This window comes from Candidatus Igneacidithiobacillus taiwanensis, from assembly GCF_031962545.1.
Lineage (GTDB): Bacteria > Pseudomonadota > Gammaproteobacteria > Acidithiobacillales > Acidithiobacillaceae > Igneacidithiobacillus > Igneacidithiobacillus taiwanensis.
In genome coordinates this window covers 1-16,727 of the sequence record NZ_JAVRKK010000042.1, presented here as the reverse complement: position 1 = coordinate 16,727, position 16,727 = coordinate 1, and the positions used below count along the sequence as shown (strand labels likewise).

At 58.0% G+C, this 16,727-nt stretch carries 18 protein-coding genes; 8 read left to right on the top strand and 10 right to left on the bottom strand.

Translation table 11 applies throughout. The annotated features are described in order from the left end of the window. Together RTI30_RS07485 and gatB are read left to right on the top strand one after the other, a co-directional pair. The coding region (locus tag RTI30_RS07485; RefSeq protein WP_312283582.1) for an amidase family protein at nt 1–786 on the top strand (786 nt) is incomplete at its 5' end. 2 nt (nt 787–788) lie between these two features. Further along, a complete protein-coding gene (gene gatB / locus RTI30_RS07480; protein ID WP_409449691.1) occupies nt 789–2,228 on the top strand; it encodes an Asp-tRNA(Asn)/Glu-tRNA(Gln) amidotransferase subunit GatB in 1,440 nt (479 codons plus the stop codon). 44 nt (nt 2,229–2,272) lie between these two features. Here the strand turns inward: gatB and RTI30_RS07475 are convergent, their stop codons facing one another. The 10 genes from RTI30_RS07475 to pilM all read right to left on the bottom strand — a co-directional run bounded on the left by RTI30_RS07475 (nt 2,273) and on the right by pilM (nt 11,708). After that, a complete protein-coding gene (locus RTI30_RS07475; protein ID WP_312261131.1) occupies nt 2,273–2,776 on the bottom strand; it encodes an SCP2 sterol-binding domain-containing protein in 504 nt (167 codons plus the stop codon). Between the two features lie 123 nt (nt 2,777–2,899). Then, on the bottom strand, nt 2,900–4,051 hold the full coding sequence (locus RTI30_RS07470) for a deoxyguanosinetriphosphate triphosphohydrolase (protein WP_312261133.1): 1,152 nt from the start codon (nt 4,049–4,051) through the stop codon (nt 2,900–2,902). Nucleotides 4,052–4,053: 2 nt separating this feature from the next. After that, nucleotides 4,054–4,860, bottom strand: coding sequence for an FAD-dependent thymidylate synthase (gene thyX / locus RTI30_RS07465; RefSeq protein ID WP_312261135.1), 807 nt, complete (start codon nt 4,858–4,860; stop codon nt 4,054–4,056). A 3-nt stretch (nt 4,861–4,863) separates the two neighbouring features. Then, on the bottom strand, nt 4,864–5,946 hold the full coding sequence (gene aroB, locus RTI30_RS07460; protein ID WP_312261137.1) for a 3-dehydroquinate synthase: 1,083 nt from the start codon (nt 5,944–5,946) through the stop codon (nt 4,864–4,866). A 69-nt stretch (nt 5,947–6,015) separates the two neighbouring features. Continuing rightward, on the bottom strand, nt 6,016–6,510 hold the full coding sequence (locus tag RTI30_RS07455) for a shikimate kinase (RefSeq protein WP_409449690.1): 495 nt from the start codon (nt 6,508–6,510) through the stop codon (nt 6,016–6,018). A 19-nt stretch (nt 6,511–6,529) separates the two neighbouring features. After that, nucleotides 6,530–8,887, bottom strand: a complete 2,358-nt coding sequence (locus tag RTI30_RS07450) for a type IV pilus secretin PilQ family protein (protein ID WP_312261139.1) — start codon at nt 8,885–8,887, stop codon at nt 6,530–6,532. A 25-nt stretch (nt 8,888–8,912) separates the two neighbouring features. After that, nucleotides 8,913–9,467 (bottom strand): pilus assembly protein PilP, encoded by a 555-nt coding sequence (locus RTI30_RS07445; RefSeq protein WP_312261141.1) that lies wholly within the window; start codon nt 9,465–9,467, stop codon nt 8,913–8,915. Further along, complete coding sequence (locus tag RTI30_RS07440; RefSeq protein WP_312261142.1) at nt 9,464–10,096, bottom strand: type 4a pilus biogenesis protein PilO; 633 nt, start codon at nt 10,094–10,096, stop codon at nt 9,464–9,466. Before RTI30_RS07440 ends, RTI30_RS07445 begins: the two co-directional genes overlap by 4 nt. After that, the gene (locus RTI30_RS07435) at nt 10,093–10,659 is read right to left on the bottom strand and encodes a PilN domain-containing protein (RefSeq protein WP_312261143.1); all 567 of its coding nucleotides are present in this window, start codon (nt 10,657–10,659) and stop codon (nt 10,093–10,095) included. Before RTI30_RS07435 ends, RTI30_RS07440 begins: the two co-directional genes overlap by 4 nt. Then, entirely contained in the window at nt 10,656–11,708 is a 1,053-nt protein-coding gene (gene pilM, locus RTI30_RS07430) for a type IV pilus assembly protein PilM (RefSeq protein WP_312261145.1), read from the bottom strand. The genes RTI30_RS07435 and pilM overlap by 4 nt, the downstream gene beginning before the upstream one ends. Nucleotides 11,709–11,832: 124 nt before the next feature. Between pilM and tadA the strand changes: the two genes are divergently transcribed. From tadA to ilvN, 6 genes are all read left to right on the top strand, one after another. Then, nucleotides 11,833–12,324, top strand: coding sequence for a tRNA adenosine(34) deaminase TadA (tadA, locus tag RTI30_RS07425; protein WP_312261147.1), 492 nt, complete (start codon nt 11,833–11,835; stop codon nt 12,322–12,324). After that, nucleotides 12,321–12,755 carry a secondary thiamine-phosphate synthase enzyme YjbQ gene (locus RTI30_RS07420; protein ID WP_312283581.1) on the top strand — a complete coding sequence of 145 codons (435 nt, stop codon included), beginning with the start codon at nt 12,321–12,323 and terminating at the stop codon, nt 12,753–12,755. The genes tadA and RTI30_RS07420 overlap by 4 nt, the downstream gene beginning before the upstream one ends. After that, the gene (locus tag RTI30_RS07415) at nt 12,748–13,191 is read left to right on the top strand and encodes a hypothetical protein (protein ID WP_312261150.1); all 444 of its coding nucleotides are present in this window, start codon (nt 12,748–12,750) and stop codon (nt 13,189–13,191) included. The genes RTI30_RS07420 and RTI30_RS07415 overlap by 8 nt, the downstream gene beginning before the upstream one ends. After that, nucleotides 13,191–14,729, top strand: a complete 1,539-nt coding sequence (locus RTI30_RS07410) for an endonuclease MutS2 (RefSeq protein ID WP_312261151.1) — start codon at nt 13,191–13,193, stop codon at nt 14,727–14,729. The genes RTI30_RS07415 and RTI30_RS07410 overlap by 1 nt, the downstream gene beginning before the upstream one ends. Nucleotides 14,730–14,827: 98 nt before the next feature. Then, entirely contained in the window at nt 14,828–16,573 is a 1,746-nt protein-coding gene (ilvB, locus tag RTI30_RS07405) for a biosynthetic-type acetolactate synthase large subunit (protein WP_312261152.1), read from the top strand. 3 nt (nt 16,574–16,576) lie between these two features. After that, a partial coding sequence (gene ilvN / locus RTI30_RS07400; protein ID WP_312283583.1) for an acetolactate synthase small subunit occupies nt 16,577–16,727 on the top strand: 151 nt, incomplete at its 3' end.

The window sequence follows — 16,727 nt, the reverse complement described above, 5'->3', positions numbered from 1 at the left end:
GCGATGGCCGGCCATGATCCCCTCGATTCCACCAGTCACCCCCAGGGCGGCGGTCGATTCAGTGCCGCCTTGGGGCGCAGCTTGCAAGGCTTGCGCGTGGGCGTGCCGGCGGAGTTTTTTGGTGCGGGCCTCGATCCCGAGGTGGCGCAGACCGTCGAAACGGCGATTCAGTGGTTTGCCGCGCAGGGGGCCGAGATCCACCCCGTGCATCTGCCCCATAATGCCCATGCGGTGAGTACCTACTACGTGTTGGCTCCGGCCGAAGCCTCAAGCAACCTCTCCCGCTTCGATGGGGTACGCTACACCCACCGCAGCGCGGCCGCGAAGGATCTGCAGGAGCTTTATCTGCAGTCGCGCTATGAGGGTTTTGGTGCCGAGGTGCGCCGTCGCATTTTGGTAGGGACCTATGTGCTCTCGGCGGGCTACTACGATGCCTACTACCGCAAGGCGCAGCAGGTGCGGGCCTTGATCCGCGAGGATTTTCGCCGCGCCTTTGCGGAGGTGGATGTGATCATGGGGCCGACCACGCCCACGCCAGCTTTTGCCCTGGGGGCGAAGAGTGCCGACCCGGTGTCTATGTATCTAGCCGATATCTATACCATAGCCGTCAATTTGGCGGGCATTCCGGCCCTCAGCCTGCCCTGTGGTTTCAGTAAGGAAGGCCTACCCATTGGTTTGCAAATCATGGGCGACTATTTTGCCGATGAGTTGTTGTTAGGGGTGGCTGCAGCCTACCAGAGAGATACCGATTGGCATCGGCGTGCGCCGGCTTGGGAGGAACAATGAGTATGGCTTGGGAGGTAGTCATCGGGCTCGAGGTGCATGTGCAGCTCAACACCCGCAGCAAGATTTTTTGCGCTTGCTCCACCGCCTTTGGGGCCGAACCCAATGCCCATACCTGTCCGGTTTGTTTGGCCATGCCCGGTTCCTTGCCGGTTCTCAATGCGGCGGCGGTCGATAAGGCCATTGCCTTTGGCTTGGCCATTGGTGCAGAGATCAATCATCGGAGCATTTTCGCCCGCAAGAATTACTTCTATCCTGACCTTCCCAAGGGGTATCAGATCAGTCAGTACGAAATTCCCATTGTTGGGCGCGGGTATTTGGATGTGCTCCTGCCCAATGGCGAGGAAAAGCGGGTAGGAATTACTCGCGCCCATCTCGAGGAGGATGCCGGAAAATCTCTCCACGACGCCTATCCCGGCGAGTCGGGCATCGATCTCAATCGGGCCGGTACGCCCTTGCTGGAGATCGTGTCGGAGCCCGACATGCGTTCTGCGGCTGAGGCAGTTGCTTACCTGAAAAAGCTGCATGCCTTGGTGCGTTATCTCGATATCTCGGATGGCAACATGCAGGAAGGGTCTTTCCGATGCGATGCCAATGTTTCTTTGCGTCGACCGGGAGCGCCCTTCGGTACGCGGGCGGAGGTGAAGAATCTGAATTCCTTCCGTTTTTTGGAAAAAGCGATCAGCTACGAGATGCTTCGCCAGCAGGATATTCTCGAAAGTGGCGGCAAAGTCGTTCAGGAGACAAGGCTCTTTGACGCCAACTCGGGCGAGACCCGCTCCATGCGTAGCAAGGAAGAGGCGAATGACTATCGCTATTTCCCTGACCCCGATCTGCTCCCCCTGCAGCTCGATGCGGAACGGATAGAGCAGGTGCGCAAGTCACTGCCCGAGTTGCCGGATGCGCGCAAGGCGCGCTTCATGGCGCAGTATGGCTTGCCGGCCTACGATGCCGCCGTACTCACCGCCCAGCGCGAACTCGCGGATTACTACGAGGCGGTGGCGACGGGGCAGGATGCCAAGCTGGCAGCAAATTGGATCATGGGTGATCTCTTGGGTGCCTTGAACAAAGCGGGACTGGAAATCGAGACCTGCCCAGTGCCGGCGCGGGAGCTACAAATCCTGCTCGCGCGCATTGCCGACCAAACGGTCTCTGGCAAGATTGCCAAGGAAATCTTCGAAATCCTTTTTCATGAGGGAGGCAGTGTCGATGCCATCATCGATGCCCGAGGCTTGCGGCAAATTACGGATAACACCGCTATTGCTGCAATGATTGATGAAATCATTGCCAAAAATCCGCAGCAAGCGGCGGAGTATCGTAGCGGTAAAGAAAAGCTCTTCGGCTTTTTTATTGGGCAGGTAATGAAGGTGAGCCAAGGCAAAGCCAACCCTGATCTAGTCAACGCGCTATTGCGGGAAAAATTACAGGCGCCAGCAACGGAATAAAAAACGCCCGATCCATCGGATCGGGCGTTACGCAAACTCTGCGCTTACGAAGCCGGTACGGTGGCCGGTACTTCCTTGACGAGTTTCAGGAATTCGGCGAAGGGAGCCATGTTTTCCATGGCTTCCATTTTTGGTCCCTTGAAGTTTAGACGGCCAACCATCATCGCCATCATGGGTGAGCCCATGTGGTGCCAGTCATGGGTCGTGGCCCACATCTTGTAGTCGTAATCATAGTTCAACTTGCTTACCTTGGCGGCGCCGCCGTAGACGCATTCGGCCTTACCATCCTTGGCCGCAATTTCCAACTGCACCGGTGGCGTCGATTTCATGCTGGAGTCGGAAATCTCCATGACCTTGTAACCCTTGCCGCCGTTATTCTTCACCCAGGAGCCCGCTAACTTGGTGGTAAGGGTGCTGTTTTGATTCCAGGCGTTGCACAACTCCTGCGCCCACTCCGGAGACATGAATTCTGGCGCCGCTGCAAAAGCAAGCGCAGGCGCTGCCAGTACCGAACCCACCAGTGTTGCCATTACCATTTTTTTCATCATCGATCTTCTCCTCATCCCGTACGTTTTTGTCCAACTAGAGTGTATCTCGGATCCTTTGCGGGCAACAGCAACAGTTTTTTTATTTTGTGATAAACCCGAAAAATGAAGCATATCAGTAAATAATCATGCGCCAGCGCGAGGGTTGAATAGCCTCTCGTACTCTGCAATGGCAAAGCGGTCGGTCATGCCGGCGATATAATCGGCAACCACTCGAGCACGCCGCCGCAGATCGCCGTCGGTGGAAAGCAGACGTGCCTGATATTTGCGCGGTAAGAGCCGGGGATCGTCGTAGAGCAGGCTGAAAATCTGCTGCACCGTGCGTTTGGCCTTTTCTGCCTGCCGATGCACACGCGGGTGTCGATACAAGTTATGCAGTAAATAGGCCTTGAGGGTGCGAATGGCGCGGCTCATCTCCGGACTGTGCGCGGCAAGGGGCTCGCCGTGCTGGCGAATCTCTGCCACGCTGCCAATCCCCGCCGCTTCGATGCGGGCACGCGTGTGTTGGACGAGGTCGGTGATGAGCAGATTGATCAGGCGGCGTCCGGCCTCGTGGCGCAAAACATTGGCGCTGGCGTGGGGATAGCGTTGGCTGACTTCGCGATAGATGGGTCCAAACATGGTCTGCTCACAAAGTTCGGTTAGATCTAGCAAGCCGGCGCGCAAGCCGTCGTCGATATCATGATTGTTGTAGGCGATCTCATCCGCCAAATTGGTGATTTGCGCCTCTAGGCTAGCCTGCTCGCCCTTGAGGAAACGCTCACCAACATCTCCTAGTTTGGCGGCACGATTGCGGCTGCAGTGTTTGAGGATGCCCTCGCGGGTCTCGAAAGTGAGGTTGAGGCCGGGAAAATCGCCGTAGCGTTGTTCGAGAACGTCGACCACGCGCAAGGACTGAATATTGTGCTCAAAACCGCCGTGCTCGGCCATGGCCGCATTGAGGGCATCCTGACCGGCATGGCCGAAGGGGGTGTGGCCAAGATCGTGCGCGAGGGAGATGGCTTCAACTAGGTCTTCGTCGAGATGCAGCTGCCGCGCGATCGAGCGCGCTACCTGACCAACCTCGAGGCTGTGGGTGAGGCGGGTGCGATAGAGATCGCCCTCATGATTGACGAAGACCTGAGTCTTGTATTCGAGACGCCGGAAGGCGGTAGAGTGGATGACGCGGTCACGATCGCGCTGATAAGCACTGCGTCCGTCACTGGGCTCGGCCTCGGCATGGCGGCGACCGCGGCTCTGCTCCGGATGTGCCGCATAGGGTGCCAAAGGATGCGCCATATTCAGTTGCCTTGCTCCGCCAAGACTTGTTCCATGGTGCTGGCGAGGAGAGGGAGACGCCGGGAAAAAAGCAAGTACGCGGCGTCGGCATACTGGCGAATCTCGTACTGCGCATCGGGCTTGCGTCGCAGACGGAAAAAATTCATCAGGCTACGAAAATTTACCGTCCAGTAGACATCGGAATAGGCGGCCACCGGCATGACATTACGCAGTAACTCGCGGGCACGGCCACGATAAGGATCCCGACCGCCACTCTTTGCGGGTATCAGACCCGCCTCGCGATCCGCATCGATACGCGCGCAGGCCTGCTCATACTGGCGCTCATACCAGGCAAAGAGACCCTGCAGTAGCTCTTCGTACTCTTGCACTGCTTGCTCGTCGAGGACGGCATAACCATCGACGCTGCGGGCGGCAAGATCGGGGATGTATGCCTCAGATATGGGCTTACGATAACGCATCGAGAACTCGTTCCAGCTCGAGATACGATGTTTGACCCACTGCCGCAGCACAAATATTGGGGCCACGAAACGAAAGCGAAAGTAGACGGTTTCGAAAGGGGTGCCATGCTGGTCGCGCAGGAGCTGATATAGCAGATTACGATCACGCTCGGAAAAGGATTCGGCGTTGCGCAGCCGATTGTTGGTGGTGCTGATGCGGGCGGTATTGACGATGGTTGCCTCATCACCCCAGCTATCCTCGAGTTCGATGAAGCCGAAATTGCCAATACGCAGGCAGGCTTCGGGCGCGATTCGCAGGCGCGCCTGAATCTCCTCTTCGAGTTCGCTGGTAGTTTTGTTGTGCTTGCTCATCTCTCACTCCATAAAGGCATTGAGGGTTTGCCGCAGGGCTGCCTCCGGCACCTCGCCGGTAATGACGCATTCGCCAATGCCGCGCAAGAGGACGAAGCGCATCTGCCCTCCGGCCGCCTTTTTGTCGATGCGCATATAGCGCAGGTAGTCATCGACGGGGAGGCGCGGCGCATGGGTGGGCAGGCCAGTGGCCTGGATGAGACGAAAAATTCGCTCCTGCTCGCTTTCACGCAATAGATCGAGACGTCGGGATAGGTCGGCCGCCATGATCATGCCAATGGCCACTGCCTCGCCATGGAGAAAGGTTCCATAGCCGGTCGCTGCTTCAATAGCGTGACCGAAGGTGTGGCCATAGTTGAGAATGGCGCGCAAGCCACTCTCGAGTTCGTCCCGGGCCACGACGTCCGCCTTGTCGGCGCAGGAGTCATGAATGACCCGGCTCACGGCGTCGCCATCCTCGGCAAGAATGGCTTCCAGGTGGTCCTCCAACCAGCTGAAAAATCCCGGGTTGTTGATTAGCCCATATTTGATGACCTCTGCCAAGCCGGAGCGAAATTCTCGCTCGGGCAGACTATCGAGGGTATCGATGTCGACAATGACCGCGCGTGGCTGATAAAAGGCACCAATCATGTTCTTGCCGAGGGGATGATTGACCCCAGTTTTACCACCAACGGAGGAGTCGACCATGGCGAGTAGGGTAGTGGGAATCTGCACAAAGGGAATCCCGCGCTGATAGATAGCCGCCACGAAACCGCCGAGATCGCCGATGACGCCGCCTCCCAGGGCGCAAAGCGTACTGTCGCGACCCAGGCCGGCAGCTAGCATCTGCCCGCAGACCTCCTCTACTTGCGCGAGGGATTTGCTCTGCTCGCCATGGGGAACGACGATTTCGATCAAGGGCTGGTGGGAGTGTGCCAAGGTTTCGCGCAGGGCAGCAAGGTAGAGGGGGGCAACCAGATCGTCGGTAAGAATGGCGACGGGGCCCGAGCGGAGATAGGGCAGGAATTGCTGCGCATCGTGCAGTAGGCCCGGGCCGATGTGGATGGGGTAGGAGCGAGCGCCAAGTTGGACCTGGAGGCTGAGCATGGAGGATCTCTGTGGTGACAAGGTTTGCTCCATTGTAGGGGCGAGCAGGCCGCCTGCAAAGTTTTTTGACTAGGGCTGGTAGAGATCGCGTAGGTGACGAAGAATTTGGCGAAGCACCTGATCCGAGCGCAGGTTATCGCCTCGTACTCGCCAATGTGCAGTTTCTCGGTAAAGCGGCGTGCGCTCGGCCGCCAGAGCTTCGAGGCGTTGGCGCAGATCCTCCACTTGCAGTAGCGGGCGCTGGCGATCGTGACGCAGACGTCGCCATTGCTCGGCAACGCTGACCTCGAGGTAGATCACCTCGCCCATCTGCCGCAAGAGACGACGATTGCGTGGATCGAGAATGGCACCGCCGCCAGTGGCGAGGACGATATCCTCGGGCTCATCCGCAATCTCGCAAAGTGCGCGATGCTCGCGCTCGCGAAAGCCGGCCTCGCCCTCGATGGCAAAGATGGTAGGGATGTCGACCCCGGTTGCTGCCACGATGCGCGCGTCGGAATCGACAAATTGCCAACGCAAACGGGCCGCCAACAGGCGGCCAATGGTGCTTTTTCCCGATCCCATGGGACCGATGAGGATGATCCTAGCCAGCGTCTGCCTCGGTGTTTGCCCCGCCCACCACCTTCGGGGTAATGAATACCAGAAGCTCAGTCTGGGCAGTGTTAAACTCTTTCGCTTTGAACAGCCAGCCCAGTAGCGGGATGTCCTTTAGTAGAGGCACACCGGACTGTGTGGAACTGTTGGTTTCGGTATAGATGCCGCCGATGACGACCGTTTGCCCATTATTGACGAGCAGCTTGGTTTTTACCTCTTGAGTATTGATCGGCACACCACCTGCGGTCACCTGGGCGTAGTTGGGTTGATTATTGGTTGCTTCTATGTCCATGGTGACTTTGCCATTGGGGGCGATGTGCGGAGTGACTTTCAGGCTAAGTTCAGCCTTTTTGAAGGTGACCGCCGTTGCGCCACTGCTGGATGCCTGCTGATAGGGAATTTCCGTACCCTGCGCGATGGTGGCGGTTTCGTTGTCTTCCGTTAGTACCTTGGGGCTCGAGATGATCTTTGCCTTGTTGGCGGCCTGCAGAGCCTGCAGCTGCAGGTTGAGAATGCGACTGCCGGAGGCGTTACCCAGGGCAAAACCCAGGGAGGCCGGGTTGAGGCCAGTGAGAGGGCTGCCACTGGGCGCATAGGCCGGCAGGTTGACCAAGGCCGGTACGCCCGTGAGTCCACCATTGATTGGGAAGTTCCCTCCTTGCGAGCTGGTGCCACCGGAACCCGTTGTGCCACCGGTGGAGGAGCTGCCAGCCGATGCCCCGGTACCGGAAAGATTGATGATGCCGCCACCCCCGCCGGAGGTGTAGGTGCCACCCCACTGAATGCCGAGGGACTGTGCAGCATTGGTGGTGATTTGAACGATGCGCGCTTCTATCAGCACTTGTGGTACGGGGCGATCGATTTTGGCGATCAGCTTTTTGATGTTGTCGATATCCTGCGGCGTATCGCGCACGAGGAGGCTATTGGTGCGGGTGACGACGGCGACCGAGCCGCGCGGTCCAAGCAAAGAGTTGCCAATGAGGTTGGAGCTGGGGATGCCGAGGGCCGCAGCCAGACTTTGGCTCTGTTGACTGTTCAGTCCATCCTCTTTCCCATTGATTTTTTCGGAAAAGCCGCGCAGCAGTTCGGCAATTTCGCTGGCTTTGGCATACTGGAGCGGAATCATCTCGGTGACCAAGGGTTCGAGTTTGCGCTTGGTTGCTGCAGCTTTGAGTTCGGCCTCCTCCTGGCTGGTGATTTGCCCGGCAGGCGCAACCCAAAGAATGTTGCCGATATGCTTGATGCCCAAGCCCTGAGATTCGAGGATGACCTGGAGGGCTTCCTGCCAGGGCTCATTCTTCAGGCGAATGGACAGACTCCCGTTGACGCTGTTGGAGACGACGATATTCTGATGCGTGAAGTCGGCAATCACCTGCAGGGCATCACGCACGCTGATGTTTTGGAAATCCATGCTCAGCCGCTTGCTGTCCATGGGATTGCTAGCAGTCGTTGCCTCTTTCTCCCGTACCGCAATCAACGTCTGGCCATTCAGCTGGTAGGCAGAATAACTGAAGGGCTCTTGGACGTAGAAAACCAGGCGAGTGTCTTGCCCTAGGGGGTAGACGTCGACATACTGCACCGGCGTGCCAAATTGATCGGTACCGAAACGATGCACGAGGCTGCTCGGAACTTGGGTATCGTGCAGGGTAACGATCAGGCGTCCGGCCTCGCGGGTGATATTCATGCGCGGCTGCAGACCCGAAGTGGACAAGCGCAGCATACCGGCCCCGTCTTTCTCGCGACGAAAGGTAAGATCCTCGATGCGAGTGGCGCCGATGCTGCTCACGGCTACAGTATCGGGGGCACCCGTGACACTACTCGCCGCGACGGTCGGGCTTGGGTAGGTAGAGAGCGTGTTGGCAGTCGGAGCCTGGCTGGCGGCTGTCGGCTGCTCCGTGGGCGCAGCACTGGCATTTTTCAGTGCCGCAAGTTGGATACGGTATCCATGCGGGGCAGGCTGGACCATGACTGCTTGCGGTTTGGAAAGCAGAAGATCGATCTCGGCATCGTGTCCCACGTTTTCGGTCAACACATTTTCGATGTTACCGCCACCAACGACGTTCTCGGCGCTGGGGAGAAAATGGGCGTCGTCGAAGCGAATCCGTACCCGATACCCATGGTTGAGAATATTGACGTCATAATTGGGGCGGGTATCGCTGCGGATCTGCAATACAGTTGCGTCGCCCTGACCGACGACCTGCACGCTGCTGATCAGGCTTTGGGCGTAGATGACGGGGGCGCCGAGAAGGCCAAAGACGCCAATTCCAAAGCGTAGTAAGCGCGCTGATCGCCACGATGTGGTTTTCGTGGTGGCGGGAGAGTGAGCATTTGGAAAGTCGGTGCGCATGGGCATCATCCTACTGGTCTGAACTTCAATTTTGATCATTGGTGTGGAACTGCATGGTCGTATTCTGCTTGACATAACCACCGAAGGCGTTTGGTTCGTATTGCATCACGGTCACGCTGTGCTTTTCGGCATCGATGGCAATGATTTTGCCCGATTTGTCGCCAATCGGATCGCCCACACCAGCACGGTACACTTTGCCCTCTGGGGTCAGGAAGACGCCCCAGTAGCGGCCATCCGCCTGTACGATTCCGCTCAGGGTAATGCTGCCAAGGGCGTACTTTTGTAGAGGCTGCAGCGGGCCTTTGGTGACCGGGAGGGGATCGTGACTGGCGTTGGCCGCTTGTCGCCACAAAGCAATCTGCGAAAAACTGGCGAAAGGATCACGTTGCGAAGGGTTTTCGTACGGGGTGGCGCTATAGTGGGGAATGGCGGGCAGCGGCTGGATTTGGGGGTGCAGCGCTGGCGCGTCGTTGACAAAAGCGTGCAGGGATGCCATGTCATCATGTCGGGAACATCCGCCCAAACCCAACAGGATCAAAAAGGTCAGGAGCGACGGGAAGAGCTGCCGAGGATCTTTCATTTCGCGTTTCCGGTTTTGCTGTCGGCAAGGTAGCGATAGGTAGTAACCACGCAAGACATTTGCAAGCGTTGCGGCTTGAGGGCTTGCCCAATGCTGGTATTCGGTGCCTCTGCTATGGGCTTGAGGGTGATGTCGCCGAGGGTGACGATGCGCGGCATGGCAGCCACCGCGGCAGCAAAGCGACCGAGATCATCATAGGTGCCCGTCACGCTGATCTTAACTGGGATCTCTGCGTAAAAGTTCTTATCCACCTCGGGTAGGGGCTGGAAAAGGTTGAAATCTAGACCACGGCTACGGCCGGCAAGGGTGACATTGTCGAGTAGGGAGGGAATCTGCGATCGATCGGGCAACTGCTGCAAAAAGCTCAAAAAACGATGATTCATCTCCTGAATTTGTGCCTGATAGGCAGGGAGGTTGGCCGCCAACAGTTGTTTGTTGCGTACCTGCTCCTTGAGATCGGCAACTTGGCTGTGCAGGGCTTCGTATTTTTCATTTTCGGGTGAGATGAAGAAAAACCAAACACCAGCGCCAATGAGGATGACCAAGATCACGGCGGCGATCAACTTGGTTTTAACAGGCCATTGCAGAATATCTTCCAGCTGGAGATTGTTGATCTCGTCCCAAGTCATTTCTTTGCCTCAGAGGAAGTTTTGTTCTGCTTGATTTGCATCTGCAGAGTGAATTGCTCGGCATTCTGTCCCGCTAGTTGTGCTTTACTGATGATATCGAGCGTCGGCTTTTCGAAGATGGTGCTCTGCTCGATTTTGCGCATGAATTCGGCGACTTGATCGTTTCCCTGGGCGTAGCCCGAAAGACTGATGCTATTGCCGGTTTGCTGCAAGCTACTCAGAAAGACGCCATTGGGAGTGATGGCTGCAAGGCTGTTGAAAATGCGAACCGTTAGGTCACGTTGTTCCTGCAGTGCAGTAATCGTTTTCTCGCGCGCTAGCAAGGCATCACGCTTCTTACGTAGGTCGGCAACGGATGCAATCTTCGCGTCGAGTTCCTGCGAAACGCTCTGCAGATATGCTACTTTTGCCTGCTCTTCGGAAACTCGGTTGGCAAAGATTTGATAGAGACCGTAGTAGGCAATGCCGACAACGATGAGAAACAGCAGCAAACCGCCCAAAAAGAGGCGCTGGTTCTGAATTCGCTTGGCGTCGCGGTACGGTAAAAGATTGATGAGGATCATGCCGTGAATCTCCGCAGCGCCAAGCCACAAGCAACGGCGAGTGAAGACCCCTCCTGGTGAATGAGGCGCTGGTTAACACCTGGAGCAAGGCTCATGTCGCGAAAGGGGTCGGGATTTTCGACTTGGATCCCAGGCATGTTGCTGGCAATGCCGGGTAGGCTGGCGCCGCTACCAAAAACCACCACCCGTTGCACGGAAATGTCAGACATGCTGGTCTGGAAAAAATCGAGCGCTCGCATGAGCTCACCTGCCAGATCTTCCACAAAGGGTTGCAGAACCTCGGTCTCGTAGCTCTCTGGCAGGCCACCAAAACGTTGCATTCGGCCAGCATCTTCCATCGTCAATCCGAAGTTGCGAGCTATCCGCTCCAATAAACGGCTTATACCAAACTGATGCTCGCGGGAGTAGATTGGAGTGCCACTCTCGAAGACGTAAATTTCGAAACTTGTGTGACCAATCTCGATGAGCGCAATCGTCGATCGCTCACTCGCGGCCTGTGGATGTATGTGATTATAAAGATTCCATAACGAAAACTGTCGAACTTCGAGAAACTTTGCTTTCAATCCCGCGGCTTCGATGATGGCGAGATGGTCTTCGATGATTTCTTTTTTGCTGGCGACGAGGAGCACTTGTTGGTAACCACTGCGATCCTTGTCTGCACCAAGAATGGAGAAGTCGAAATTCACCTGGTCCATGGGATAAGGGATGTATTGCTGTCCCTCAAACCGGATTTGGCCCTCGATCGCATCCTCATGCATTCCTGTTGGAAGAGAGATTACTTTCACGATGACGCTGCTGGCAGAAAGAGCCGACGCCACGGATTTGTGACGGCTTCGCGCACGTTGCAGGAGTCGTTGCAACGCACCAGTGACGTTGTCAGTAGAACTAACCGAACCCGCACCTACTTCTGCTTTCGTGCAGGGTTCGACATCGGCCCAGGACACGGAAAGTTGGCCGCGCCCGCCGGAAAGTTCGACCATCCGCACCGCTTCCGTACTGATATCCAAACCGATTAGCGGCGGGCGGAACATTGCAGGTAATTTCTTCACTGCTTTCTCCCATCCTGGTTACCCGGGAAATTAGCAGCATTCCCCCAACTGTCAAGGCGCGCTCTTGCAGTCAGAGCACTTGCGCATTCTTGGTGGCCGCCAGGAAAATGGCTAGACTGCATTCATGGATGCGATTTCTCTCACGGCCTCGGCTGGCCGCGCCCTCGATCTCCAATGGATGAGTGTCGCCTTGGATTTGGCCCGCCGAGCTGCGAGTTTGGGCGAGGTGCCCGTCGGCGCGGTGCTCGTCAGCCCAGAGGGGGAGCCGATTGCGAGGGCGCACAATGCGCCCATCCGCACCTGTGATCCCACGGCCCATGCCGAAATTCTCGCCCTCCGGCTTGGGGCGCAGGAGCGCAATAATTACCGTCTTGCTGGTTGCACCCTCTACGTTACCCTCGAGCCTTGTGCCATGTGTTTTGGTGCCATCGTCCAGGCGCGGCTGGCGCGGGTCGTGTATGGCGCTGCGGATGTCAAGGCTGGGGTGATCGAGAGCCACCTGCAGCTTCCCGAAAATGCCCCGGCCAACCATCATCTGCAGTGGGAGGGTGGCGTATTGGCGGCGGAATCCGCTGTCCTTTTGCAAGATTTTTTTCGGGCCCGGCGAGGCAAATGAGGATGCATAAGCACGAATTAACCCTAGCCACTCGGGGGCGTCAATTTTACGAGCTTACCACGCAATTGCAGGGTTGGCTTGAGAAGATTGGCGCTCGCGATGGCTGGCTTTTGCTCTTTTTACCCCATACCTCGGCGAGTCTTGCTCTGCAGGAAAATGCCGACCCCGATGTGCAGGCAGATCTGCTCGATTTTTTGGCCAAACTGGTGCCCGACGACGATCCCGCTTATCGCCATCGCAACGAGGGGCCCGACGATATGTCTGCCCATATCCGTTCCCTGCTTGGAACCCAGAGCCTACAAGTGCCGGTAGGGCAGGGGCGCTTACAACTGGGTACCTGGCAAGGTATTTTTCTGCTCGAGCATCGACAACGAGCGCAGGCGCGACGGATCACCGTCAGCTTTTTGGGCGAGGTTGCAAAGGATGAGTGAATTTACGCAAGTGTATGGGGGTATGCTCTGGGCCATCCGCGACTGGCAACAGTGGGATACCTTGGTTACCCGCTTGTTGGAAGAAGCCAAGGACGATGCCTGGTACGTATATTTTGTGGGTCAGGAGCCACCGAGTTCAGCGCTGTCGGCCGAGGCCTTTCGGCGCGTGTTGACGGAAATCGATATTCTCTTGCATCACGACCATCGCGAGCGATACTTGGGCATTGTGTATGTTGACGACCGCGATGCGCCGCGCCTGCTGAAGATCTACGATCCCAATAATCTCGGCGCCTCCTGCGGTAGTAGTGGCAAACAGGTGCCGCCGGGCTGGATTCTTTCGCGCATGCCGCCGGAGCCGGTGGCGGGTCCGCCGGTGATTCCCGAGGGGCGGCTGCGCTGGTGGCATGGTCTGTTTTCCGACGAGCGAGGTGGGTGATGGAGGGAGAGTGGAAGCTGCTGGATTTTGAGGGTATTCGTCGGCTACTGGAAAAGCTTTCGGCCACCCCGATGGGTGCCGATGCAGCGCGCAATCTCGCTCCCGCACCTTCCATTGCTGCTGCTCGCCAGTTGCAGGAGTCGATTACCGCTGCGCGTTTCGGCCTCGAGGCGGGCACCGGTCCAGTCCTGCCGGAATTGCCCGATCCGCGGCCAGCCTTGCGCCAGGCGGCAGCACCCGGCTCCGCCCTTTCCGGCCAAGCCCTGCGCAATCTCCACCGTATTCTGCGCGTGGGGCGGGAGCTGCGCCCCTTTGTCGAGGCGCGGCCGCAGCTGCTGCCTCTGGGAGCGGAAGTCTTGGACGCCTGCAGCCCCCTCATCGACGCCATCGACGCCGTGCTCTTGCCAAATGGGTCGGTACGCGAGGATGGTAATGCCACCCTACGCACCCTGTACGAGGAGCTCAAACAGGAACGCGAGGTGGCGCAACGGCAATTGCAGCCGCATCTGCGTGGTTCTGGCAAGGCGCATTGGGCGGGGCAACGACTTTCGGTGCATCTACCCGACGGCGCGCGCGAAGAGATTCGCGGGGTGCGCCGAGGCAGTGGCCCGGGGGGACACGGCACGGTCATCGAGCCCATGGATCTGGTCGCCTGCAACAACCGCTTGGAAAAGATCTTTGGCAGCATCGAGCAAGAGAACCAAAGCATTTTGCGCAGCCTGACCAGTGAGATACGGGAGCAGTTGTCGGCCCTCAATAAGCTGATGGACGCCCTTACCTGGCTTGATCTTGCCCTTGCCGGGGCGCAGCTCTCCATCCACTTGCAGGCGCAGGCAGCGGAGTTGGTGGACGATGCCGTCTTGCACCTGGAGGGAGCGGTGCATCCGCAGCTGTGGCTGGCCCATGTCGATCACCGGGGGCCGCGACCCAAACCGCTGAGTGTACGCATCGATGCCGAACACCCCATCTTGGTGGTGACCGGGCCGAATACCGGTGGCAAAAGTGTGTCCCTTAAAACCGTTGGCCTGTTGACGGTGATGGCGCAATGCGGCCTGCACGTGCCGGTCAGTGGCCGTGCAGTGGTCGGGCGCTTTGCGAAAATTTTTGTGGATATGGGTGACCCGCAGAGCATGGCCTTTGCTCTCTCGACCTTTTCCGGGCATATCAGCATGCTGAAAAAACTCCTTGCCGAGGCCGATCAGCGCACCCTGGTGCTCCTCGACGAACTGGGCACGGGTACTGATCCTGAAGAGGGGGCGGCGATGGCGATGGCGGTCCTCGATGAGCTGGCGCGGCGCGGTGTTCGCGGCATGGTCACCACCCACCTGACTCCCATCAAGGCCTTTGCTGCCGAGCATCCTTCTCTACAAAATGCCTCGATGCGCTTCGATCACGAGCGGCTAGAGCCAACCTATGAGCTACAGGTGGGGGTCGCCGGCCAGTCCCTCGGCTTGCTCATTGCCGAGAAGTCTGGTCTGCCGGAAGGACTGGTGGCGCAGGCACGCGGCTATCTCGAGCGCTTGCATCGGGGGGCATAGAGGAAGGCACGGTTTCGCCAAGGCATTTTTATTTGACGCTGTCGTCAAAACTGCATAGCGTTGGTCACGATACAGGAATCTTCTGAGGAGTGATGATCATGTCTGCCCCTAATCAGGCTCGCGAGCGAGGCGGCCACACGGCTCTCGCGGAAGAGATGACCGGTGCCGAGATTGTTGTCCGTGCCCTTCGCGATGAGGGCGTCGAGACGATCTTCGGGTATCCCGGCGGCGCCGTATTGTATATCTACGACGAACTCGACAAGCAGGATGCCGTGCAGCATGTGTTGGTGCGTCACGAGCAGGCAGCAGTGCATGCCGCCGATGCGTATTCTCGTGCTACCGGCAAGGTCGGGGTCGCCTTGGTTACCAGCGGTCCGGGAGCGACCAATGCGGTTACCGGTATCGCCACGGCCTTCATGGATTCCATCCCCCTCGTCGTGATTACCGGCCAGGTACCCGTGGCTCTGATCGGCAATGACGCCTTCCAGGAAGTGGATACCGTCGGCATCACTCGCCCCTGCACCAAGCATAATTTTTTGGTGCGCGACGTGCGCGAGCTCGCCCAGACCATCAAGACGGCATTTTACCTCGCAGCTTCGGGGCGGCCGGGTCCGGTACTCATCGACATCCCCAAGGATGTTACCGCCAAACGCTGCGTCTATGACTATCCGGAAAAGGTCCAGCTGCGCTCCTACAAGCCCACGGTCAAGGGGCACAGCGGTCAGCTGCGCAAGGCCTTGCAGCTCATTGCCGCGAGTGAACGGCCGCTCTTCTATACCGGCGGTGGCGTCATTCTCTCCGACAGCGCTACCGAACTCACCCGGCTGGTGCGCCATTTCGGCGCTCCCATCACCCAAACACTCGTGGGCTTGGGTGCCTATCCCGCATCCGACCGGCAGTTTCTGGGTATGCTCGGCATGCATGGTACTTACGAAGCGAACATGGCGGTGCAGCATTGCGACGTGCTGGTTGCCCTGGGGGCGCGCTTCGATGATCGGGTGACCGGCAACCTCAGCCATTTTGCCCCGCATGCCAAGATCATCCATGTCGATGTCGATCCGGCATCGATCTCGAAGAATGTGAAGGTCGACATTCCGGTGGTCGGCGATCTGCGCTCGGTGCTGCAGGAGATGAATGAGCTTGCGGTGGAGATGGATATCCGCCCCGACGCCGAGCAGTTGCAGCGCTGGTGGGCGCAGATCGAGGAATGGCGGGCGCGGAATTGTCTTCATTACGAGCAGGGAGACAGCATCATCAAACCGCAATTCGTCATTCAAAAGCTCTTTGAACTCACCGGTGGCGACGCGATTGTGACCTCCGATGTCGGCCAGCACCAGATGTGGGCAGCGCAATTTTACGGCTTCGATCGCCCGCGTCGTTGGATCAACAGCGGTGGCCTAGGCACCATGGGCTTTGGCCTGCCGGCTGCCATGGGTGCGCAGATGGCAGAGCCCGATCGTACCGTGCTGTGCGTGACGGGCGAAGGCAGTATCCAGATGAATATTCAGGAGCTCTCCACCTGTAAGCAGTACAAGCTGCCGATCAAAGTGGCCTGTCTCAACAACGGCTATTTGGGCATGGTGCGGCAGTGGCAGGAATTCTTTTACGAAGAGCGCTATGCCATGAGTTACATGGATGCCCTGCCGGATTTTGTGAAGCTGGCAGAGGCCTACGGGCACATCGGGCTGCAGGCAAAGCAGCCCAGTGATGTCGAGCCGGTGATTCGCGAGGCCTTGCGTCTCAAAGATCGGCTAGTGTTCATGGACTTTCTCGTCGATCGTACAGAAAATGTCTATCCCATGGTGCCCGCGGGAGCCGCGCTTTCCGATATGATCCTGGTCTGACCCATGCGCCGACATATCATTTCGGTTTTGCTGGAAAATGAGGCGGGCGCCCTGTCGCGGGTGGCTGGGCTCTTCTCGGCGCGCGGCTACAACATCGAGGCGATGACCGTTGCGCCTACCCACGAGGCAACGGTCTCGCGCATGACCATCCTCA